The 8,514-nt window shown below is 71.2% G+C and carries 9 protein-coding genes; 4 read left to right on the forward strand and 5 right to left on the reverse strand.

Going from position 1 to position 8,514, the window contains the following annotated elements:
* Positions 1-36 precede the first annotated feature (36 nt).
* A complete protein-coding gene (locus tag FJ108_16865) occupies positions 37-897 on the forward strand; it encodes a hypothetical protein (protein MBM4337560.1) in 861 nt (286 codons plus the stop codon).
* On the opposite strand, the gene FJ108_16870 is transcribed toward FJ108_16865, so the two are convergent.
* Positions 866-1,783 (reverse strand): hypothetical protein, encoded by a 918-nt coding sequence (locus tag FJ108_16870; GenBank protein ID MBM4337561.1) that lies wholly within the window; start codon positions 1,781-1,783, stop codon positions 866-868. The two genes, FJ108_16865 and FJ108_16870, sit on opposite strands and share 32 nt — an antisense overlap.
* Positions 1,780-3,483 carry a proline--tRNA ligase gene (locus tag FJ108_16875; protein ID MBM4337562.1) on the reverse strand — a complete coding sequence of 568 codons (1,704 nt, stop codon included), beginning with the start codon at positions 3,481-3,483 and terminating at the stop codon, positions 1,780-1,782. The genes FJ108_16870 and FJ108_16875 overlap by 4 nt, the downstream gene beginning before the upstream one ends.
* A 56-nt stretch (positions 3,484-3,539) precedes the next feature.
* Here FJ108_16875 and FJ108_16880 point away from each other — a divergent pair, with 56 nt between their 5' ends.
* Entirely contained in the window at positions 3,540-4,130 is a 591-nt protein-coding gene (locus tag FJ108_16880; protein ID MBM4337563.1) for a DUF4124 domain-containing protein, read from the forward strand.
* On the opposite strand, the gene FJ108_16885 is transcribed toward FJ108_16880, so the two are convergent.
* Genes FJ108_16885 through FJ108_16895 form a run of 3 tightly spaced genes read right to left on the reverse strand, consistent with a single transcriptional unit; the run spans position 4,122 to position 6,326 of the window.
* The gene (locus FJ108_16885) at positions 4,122-4,394 is read right to left on the reverse strand and encodes a hypothetical protein (protein ID MBM4337564.1); all 273 of its coding nucleotides are present in this window, start codon (positions 4,392-4,394) and stop codon (positions 4,122-4,124) included. The genes FJ108_16880 and FJ108_16885 overlap by 9 nt on opposite strands.
* A gap of 18 nt (positions 4,395-4,412) precedes the next feature.
* A complete protein-coding gene (locus FJ108_16890) occupies positions 4,413-4,901 on the reverse strand; it encodes a hypothetical protein (GenBank protein ID MBM4337565.1) in 489 nt (162 codons plus the stop codon).
* A 12-nt stretch (positions 4,902-4,913) separates the two neighbouring features.
* Positions 4,914-6,326, reverse strand: coding sequence for an alpha/beta hydrolase (locus FJ108_16895; protein ID MBM4337566.1), 1,413 nt, complete (start codon positions 6,324-6,326; stop codon positions 4,914-4,916).
* Between the two features lie 41 nt (positions 6,327-6,367).
* Between FJ108_16895 and FJ108_16900 the strand changes: the two genes are divergently transcribed.
* Together FJ108_16900 and FJ108_16905 are read left to right on the forward strand one after the other, a co-directional pair.
* The gene (locus FJ108_16900) at positions 6,368-6,799 is read left to right on the forward strand and encodes a hemerythrin domain-containing protein (protein ID MBM4337567.1); all 432 of its coding nucleotides are present in this window, start codon (positions 6,368-6,370) and stop codon (positions 6,797-6,799) included.
* 132 nt (positions 6,800-6,931) lie between these two features.
* Positions 6,932-8,248 carry a ribonuclease D gene (locus tag FJ108_16905; GenBank protein MBM4337568.1) on the forward strand — a complete coding sequence of 439 codons (1,317 nt, stop codon included), beginning with the start codon at positions 6,932-6,934 and terminating at the stop codon, positions 8,246-8,248.
* Positions 8,249-8,514 lie beyond the last annotated feature (266 nt).

The raw sequence follows: 8,514 nt of genomic DNA on the forward strand, positions 1-8,514 counted from the left end.
CATACACACTCTATGCCGCAGGACCCTCGATTGCGGATGCCGGGGAAGAGACGCTGCTGGGCAGTTTCCAGGGAGTACAGCCGTACCAGACCCCAAGCCTGCTCCCGGGCGAGGTCGAATTCCCAGAGATCGGCGTCGTGTTCGGCGCGACCCTCTTCGACGTCAACCTGCAGCCGATCGTCGCCTCCCGCATCGAGGTCTACGGGCAGTTCTACGAGCCCTGTCCCACCTTCTGCATGCCGGCACGCCTTCGCTTCACGGTGCCCGAGCCCGGCGCCGCGAGCCTCGCGCTCGCCGGGCTCTGCGCGCTGGCGCTCGGCGCGATCGTCCGCGCGCGCCCCTAGCGGTTCCGGCGCCGGACGGCACGATTCACGCGTGCGCTGGCTGGTTCCGCTCGTCTTCCTCGCGCTGCTCGCCGCGTGCGGGCAGATCCCCGACGGTGTGCAGGCCGTCGGCAGCTTCGACGCAGAGCGCTACCTGGGAACCTGGTACGAGATCGCGCGGCTCGATCACCGCTTCGAGCGCGGCCTCGAGGACATCTCGGCCACCTACACCGCGCGAGAGGGCGGCGGAATCGACGTGCGCAACCGCGGCTTCGATCCCGCGAAGGGCGAGTGGCGCGAGGCGCAAGGGCGCGCGCGCTTCGCGGGCCCGCGCGAGGTCGCCAGCCTCGAGGTCTCGTTCTCCGGGCCGTTCTACGGCGGCTACAACGTCGTGGATCTCGATCCCGACTACCAGATCGCTCTCGTCGTCGGACCGACCCGCTCCTACCTGTGGATCCTCACCCGCCGTCCCGACCCGAGTCGCGCCGAAGTCGACCGACTGGTGCGCCGGGCCCGCGAGCTCGGCTTCGACACCGACTCACTCATCTACGTTCCGCACAGCCGCCCCGAGTGACCTGGTCGCGGAAGCGCGGCACGCGGTCGAGCAGGCTGGAGATGCCGAGGCGCTCGCAGAGCGCGGTGAGCGCGCCTCGGTCGGCGCCGTCCCAGCGCAGATCGGCGACGCGTTCGCGGATCGGCAGATCCTCGCGCATCCGCACGAGCTGGCGCGCGAGCGCGATGGCCGCCTGGCCCTCGGCGAGCGCGCGGGCCGCGCGTGCGGCGCCGCGAAGCTCGAGCCCGGCCCACTCGCGAGGGTCGGCGGGGATGTCCTCGATCCGGCCGAAGCGGCGCAGCAGCGCGGCCGCGGTCTTCGCGCCGATTCCGGGCACGCCGGGGATGTCGTCGACCGCGTCACCGACGAGTGTCAGGAAGTCGGGGACGAGATCCGGCGGAACGCCGAGCCGGGCCTCGATCCCGGCCGGGCCGAGCAGCGCCTCCGCGCGCGGATCGAAGAGCGAGACGCGATCCGAGACGAGCGCTGCGAGATCCTTGTCGCTGCTCGCGATCACCACGTCGGCGCCGTCGTCGAGCGCGTGGGCGGTCATGGTCGCGATCACGTCGTCGGCCTCGAAGCGCTCGAGTCCGATCACCGGAACGCCCAGCGCCCGAGTCACCTCGTCGCAGAGCGCGAACTGCGGCGCGAGGTCGGGCGGCGGCTCGGTGCGGCCGGCCTTGTAGCCGGGGTGGATCTCGTTGCGGAAGCTGGTGAGCTCGAGGTCCCAGGCCGCGGCCACGTGCGTGGGGCGCTCGCGAACCAGCAGCTTCACGAGCTGGGACGCGTAGCCGCGCACCGCCCCCGTGGGCGTGCCGTCGGGCGCGCGCAGATCCGGCATGGCGTGGTAGGCGCGGAAGATCTGGTAGTGCGAGTCGAGCAGCCAGAGCGTCGGGCGCGCGCTCATCCGCTCGTCTGGCGCAGCGCCGCGACGACGTCGCCGATCGGCACCTCGCGCGTGGTTCCGGTCGCGCGCTCCGCGAGCTCGACGCAGCCCTTCGCCAGCGCCCTCGGGCCGGGGACGATCCGGAACGGGATGCCGACCAGGTCGGCGTCCTTGAACTTCACGCCGGGCCGCTCGTCGCGGTCGTCGAGCAGCACGAGGAAGCCCGCCGCCTGAAGCTCCGCGTAGAGCTGCTCGGATTTCTCGCGCTGCTCCGGGTCGCTCGCCTTCACCGTCGACACCACCACGTCGAACGGCGCGATCGAGCGCGGCCAGGCGATTCCGTTCTCGTCGTGGTGAGCCTCGATCGCGGCCGCCATGATGCGCTCGATGCCGAGCCCGTAGGAGCCCATCACGATCGGCACCTCCACGCCTTCGGCCGTGAGCACGCGCGCGCGCATCGGCTCGGAGTAGCGCAGTCCGAGCTTGAAGATGTGCCCGATCTCGATGGTCTTCTTCGTCTCGAGCGGCTTGCCGCACGAAATGCACGCCTCGCCCGCGCGCGCGTTGCGCAGATCCGCCCAGGTGACGTGCGGAAGATCGCGCGACACATCGACGTGTCGCAGGTGGAACTCGTGCTGGTTCGCGCCGGTGGTCATCTCGCGCCGGCCGCGCAGCGACTCGTCGGCGAAGATCGGCAGGCCCGCGACGCCGACCGCGCCCAGGCTTCCCGGCAGCGCGCCGAGCGCCGCGCGGCACTCCTCGGGGCCCGCGGGGCGCAAGCGCGTGGAGCCGGTGGCCTCGGCCAGCTTCACCTCGTTCAGCTCGTGGTCGCCGCGGAGCAGGAAGAGCGTGACCCGGTCCTCGACCAGGTAGACGAGCGTCTTGATCTGTCGCTCCGCGGACGCGCCGCCGCTCATTCGCGCCAGGTCCTCGATCGTGCGCACGCCCGGCGTGGGGAACTTCTCGGGCCCGCCCGAGCTCGCCGGGTCGTCGACCACACTCGGCCGCGACTTCGCCTTCTCCAGGTTCGCCGCGTAGCCGCAGGCCGCGCAGCTTGCGATCCAGTCCTCGCCGGCGTCGGAGACGGCCATGAACTCGACCGACTCGCTGCCGCCCATCGCGCCCGAGGACGCCTGCACCGGAATCGAATCCACGCCGCAGCGCGAGAAGATGCGCCGGTACGCGTCGGCGTGCTTCTGGAACGAGACGTCGAGCCCGGCCGCATCCACGTCGAAGGAGTACGAGTCCTTCATGGTGAACTCGCGCCCCCGCAGCACGCCCGACTTGGGGCGCGGCTCGTCGCGGAACTTCGCGCCGATCTGGTACCAGATCTGCGGCAGCTGCCGGTAGCTGCGCAGACCGTCGCGCGCGAGCGTGGTGAAGATCTCCTCCGCGGTCATCGCGAGCGCCATGTCGGTCTGCTTGCGATCGCGCAGCCGGAACAGCTCGTCGCCCACCGAGTCCCAGCGGCCGGACTCCTTCCACGGCTCGGCCGGGTGCAGAAGCGGCAGGCGGAACTCCTGCGCACCGATGCGCGACATCTCCTCGCGCACGATCGCCTCGATCCGGCGCGCGACCCGCTCGGCGAGCGGCAGCTTCGAGTAGATCCCCGCGCCGAGCTGACGGATCAGCCCCGCGCGGAGCATCAGGCGGTGGCTCGTGGCCTCGGCATCGGCCGGGACTTCGCGGAGCGTCGGGATGAACATCTGGGACCAGCGCATGGCGGCCGTACTCTAGCCGGTAAAGCCGCGGCCTTCCCGGGGCCGATGTGTCGGGCATGACGCGATCGACGTCCGTCCGGGTGGTGTTCGCTGTCTCGCTCGCCCTGCTGCTCTCCGGGCTCGCCTCGGGCGCCCTGGCTCAGGCCTACAAGTACCGGGACGACCGCGGGAACGTCCACTTCACCGAGAACCTGCACGAGATCCCGCCGAAGTACCGCTCCCAGATCGAGATGCGCGAGATGCCCGTGCACGTGCCCGCGCCCGGCTCGGCCGAGGCCGCCGCCCCGCCCGAGGAGGGCAGCGTCGCCGCGTCGTTCCAGTCCGCGATCTCGGAGCAGCAGGGCCAGTCGCTCTCGCCCAAGCAGCAGGAGGCGCTCTCGGCCTGGCTCGCGCGCTGGACGATCCCGGCGATCGTCACGGTCCTGCTGAACTTCGCGATCTCGCTTGGCCTCGTGATCCACGCCTTCAATCAGGGGCACGTCGGCTGGGGGCTCGCGAACTTCTTCCTCGGAGTCACGACTCCGATCTATCTCTTCGTGCACGTCGAGCAGAGCATGGGCGTGCGACTCGGCCTGTTCGCGCTGATGTTCTCGCCGCTCGTCGTCGCCGGCGTGGCGGTCGCGCAGCTGGCCAGCGCGCTAGCCTGACACGAGCGAAGCGAACGGCTCGCCCCACTCGTAGGGCAGGTCGAGCAGCTCTCCGCCGCGCTTTGCGGTCTCGACCACGTGCAGCGCGTCGAGCAGGATGCGCCGCTGCATCGCGGTGTCGCCCGCGCGCCCGAACGGATTTCCCATCGGGAAGTTCACGAAGACCGAGCGTGGCGGAAGCACCTGCGCGGTCAGGTCGCGCCCCGTCGAGACGAGCACCGTCGGGATTCCCGCCGCTTCCACGACCCGCGCGACCAGACCCACGGTCTGGTGGTCGAGCGGTCAGGAAGGCACGAGGACGAAGAGATCGACCTCGTCGCGCTCGAGCTCGCGGGCGAGCGCGGGCGCGGACTCGTTCTCGACGGCGCTGCGCACGTAGATGCGGCCCATGAAGCCGCTCCAGATCCGCTCCGCCACCGCGCCGATCGCCCCCTCTTCGGCGAGCTCGCGCAGACGGTCGAGCGGGAAGATGCAGTTCAGATCGCGATCCGCGTCGCGGTGGTCGTAGTAGCTGTCGTGGATCTGGAAGTCCGACGTCGGCGCGTCGGAGGCGATCTGGTCGAGCCGAAGGTCGTTCTTCGCGTCTGGATTCCACGGCGCGGACGCGCAGCGCGAGACGCCGCCCGACGTCAGCATCGAGACACGGCAGTCCCGCAGCGGCTTGCGGAGCGGCGTGAACGGAGCGCTGGTGTTCACGGTCCAGCGGTACGGAGGAAAGCCCTGGGCTGCGTAGCGGCGATTCAGCAGGTCGACGTAGCGGACGGGTTCCATGCCGCGAGCATACTACGGGCACATCGGCGTCGACATCGGCCGGACGGCCGAGACGAGAAAGGCGGTCACCGGTGCGTCGACGCAGGCGTGCCCCTGGCCGTAGGCGGTGTGACCCCGCGTGTCGACGCTGATCAGCGTCGAGCCCGCCAGCGCGCGAGCCAGCCGCTCGCCCCAGACGTGGGGCGTGAGCGGATCGTCGCGGCCTGCCAGGACGAGAATGCGCTCGCCTGGCACGTCGCGAACTGGCTCGGGCCTTCGCGCGGGCTCCGGCCAGAAGGCGCAAGGCAGGAAGCTCGTGAGATTCGCGCTGCCGATGTGCGGCGCGCGGCTCTCGATCCCAGGCAGCGCGTCTCGGTACGCCTGGGGCGACGCGGGTCGGTGCAGGTCGGCGCAGAGCACCGCGAGCTGCGCGTCCACGCGCAGCCCGGAGCTGCCGTCGCTCCTGCGCCGGAAGTAGCGATCGGAGAGCCGGACGAACGCGCCGCCGTCGGCGCGCAGCGCCGCGTCGAGCGCGAGCGCGAGCTCCCGCCAGCCGGCGACGGGCTCGATCACCGCCTCGACGCTGCCGTACAGAACGTCGCTCGCCTGCGCCGCCCGACCGCCCGCGCCGCTCGGGATCGGGGCCGACTTCGCGCGCGCGTAGACCACCTCGAGCTCGGCGATCCCGTGCCAGCCCTCGCGAAGCGCCGCCTCGTCCCAGGCCAGCAGCGCGGCCTCGACCGCCTCGGCCTGCTCGGCGACGAACGTCAGCAGATCGAAGCCCGGATCGATCGCGCCGTCGAGCACCATCGCGCGCACGCGCTCTGGAAACTGCCGCGCGTAGCTCGCGCCGAGCGCGGTGCCGTAGGAGAAGCCCAGGTAGCTGATCTGCTCCGCGCCGAGCGCCTCGCGCACCCGATCCATGTCGCGCGCGCTCTCGGACGTGCCCATCCGCGCCAGCAGGGCTTCGCGACTTCGCGCGCACTCCTCGGCCAGAGCGCGGCTCACGGCGAGGGCGCTGGCCCACTCCGCATCGCTCACCGGCGTGGGATTCTGCTCGAGATACGCGGCCAGTGACTCGTGACAGTCGAGCCCGCCGCTCGCCCCGGTTCCGCGCGTGTCGAAGGCGACCAGGTCGAAGCGATCGCGCAGCTGCACATCCCAGCGCGGCGCGGAATTGCGGAGATAGTCGACCGCCGAGATCCCCGGCCCGCCGGGGTTCACGAGCAGAACGCCGATCCGCTCGGCCGGCTTCTCGGCCGGTCGCCGCAGCAGCGAGACCGCGATCTGCTCGCCGTGCGGCCGCACATGATCGATCGGAACCCGCAGCTCCGCGCACTCGAAGCCGTCGCCGCAATCCCGGAAGCGCAGCGGCTCGGGCTCGATCGACGCCGGCTGCCAGACGCAGCCGAGCAGAAGGGTCGCGACGAGATGGATCCGCCTCACGCGCTCGAAAGCATCGGCGATCGAGTAAGATCCGCGCCAGCATGGCCAGCGAGAAAGCCCGCAGACGCGCGACCCCGGAGAAGGCGCTCGAGCTGATCGAGAGCTGGCGGCAGGACGCGGGAAAGGTCGAGGCTCTGGAGCAGGACGTGTCCCGCGCGCTCGTCGCGGGGGACCTCCCGCAGGCTCGCCGCAGCTTCACGGAGTACCGCGAGCAGGTCCTGGCGCACCTGGCCCGGGAGGAGGACGTCTCCTTTCCCGCGGCGGAGAAGCGGGCGCCCTCTCAGGGCGGGCCGATCCGGAGCCTGCGGGTGGCGCACATCGGAATCCGCAGCGATCTCGAGCAGGTCGCCTCGCAGCTGGCGCTCGGCCACATGGGCGCCGCGCGGGCGGTCTTCTCGGCGTTTCGGGACACCTTTGCAGCCCACGAGCGGCTCGAGGACCAGCTGATCGAGCTCCTGCGCAAGACGCCGTGATCGTCGGGATCCGCTCTGGCTTCGGGCGCTTCCCCGGTTAGAATCGGTCGGCGCCTGGGTCGCGGGACATCCCACCGATCGCACGCTGTCCAGGTCAGTCGATACCCCTGCAGGAGTCCCAGCAAGCGGCGCATGGCGGAGTATCGCTTCATCGACAGGGTCGTGGAGGTCGAGGAGCTCGCCTCCAAGCTCGCGCTGGAGAAGGTGATCGCCGTCGATACCGAGGCGGACTCCTTCTTCCACTACTTCGACAAGCTCTGCCTGCTGCAGATCGCCGCCTCCTGCGGGACGTTCCTGATCGACCCGCTCTCGATGCCGCCGCGCGGGCTCGAGCCGCTCGCGCCCGTGATGGCGAACCCGTCCATCCGCAAGATCTTCCACGCCGCGGAGTACGACCTGTTCGTGCTGCACCGGCACTGCGCGATCGCGATTCGCGGTCTGTTCGACACGATGGTCTCGGCGCAGATGCTCGGCTATCCCGCCGTCGGTCTCGGTGCGCTCGTCGAGCGGCACTTCGGCGTGAAGCTCTCGAAGGACCAGCAGCGCACCGACTGGTCGCGCAGGAAGCTGCGCCCGGCTCAGCTCGACTACGCCGCCTCCGACGTGATCTATCTGGTCGAGCTCGCCGAGACGCTCGAGCGCGAGCTCGAGGCCAAGGGGCGACTCGTCTGGGCGAAGGCGGAGTTCGCGGCGCTCGAGCAGCGCCTCTGGCCGGAGCGCGAGTTCGACCAGCAGGGCTACCTGCGCATCAAGGGCGCGCGCAAGCTCCCGGCGCGCGGGATCGCGGTGCTCCGCGAGCTCTTCCTGTGGCGCGACAAACGCGCGCGCGAGGTCGACCGGCCGCCGTTCAAGGTGATGGGCAACGGCACGCTTCTCGATCTGGCGCAGAATCCGCCGACCTCGCGGCGCGCGCTCGGCGCGCGGAAGGGGATCTCGGAGCTGGTGCTGCGGCGCTTCGGCCAGGAGCTGATCGAAGCGATCGAGCGCGGAGCGGAAGGCCCCGAACACCCGCCGCTGGAGCGCAAGCAGCCGACCGGGAACGGCCGGCGCCGGCTCGACCGGCGCGGCGAGTCGCGGCTCGAGGACCTGAAACGCTGGCGCGCCAAACGCGCGGGGGAGCTGGGCCTCGACCCCGGGGTCTTTTGCCCGAACGCCTCGCTCGAGGAGATCGCGGCGGTGGCGCCGCGCGCGCCCGAGGACCTGGGCGGCCTGACCGCGGTAAAGCCCTGGTGGATCGAGCAGTTCGGTCCGGAGGTGCTGGGTCTGCTCTCGGACGCGGAGTCGAGGGCGGCGACGGAGGACGCCCCAAGACACGCCCGCGCCGCTGCCCCGGCCGCAGCCAGCTCTCCGGAGGCGGCGACCGCAGCCGCCGAGGGCGGCGATCCAGCCGTGCGGAAGCGCTCGCGGCGCGGCCGCAGAGGATCGCGTGGGGGCCGGCGCCGGCGCTAGAGCCGCCCCCGGGCAGACGCGCCCGTCTCTTGCCGTCGCCTGTTGGCGGTCGGCGTCGCCAGCGGTGACGGGCGTCACTCTGTTTCTGCCGGCCGGCGTCGTTGTAGAAGCGGTCCCAAAATAGATGTTGCGCTACGGTGTAGCCAACGCGAGTTCGGGCAGCGGGTGCTGACGCGAGACTCGTCTCCCCTTTCGAAGGGGGAGGTGCGTGGACCTCACGGATCGGGACTGGGAGCGAGTGGCGCCCCTGATTCGCGAACCGAAGC

This window comes from Deltaproteobacteria bacterium (genome assembly GCA_016875225.1).
GTDB lineage: Bacteria > Myxococcota_A > UBA9160 > SZUA-336 > SZUA-336 > VGRW01.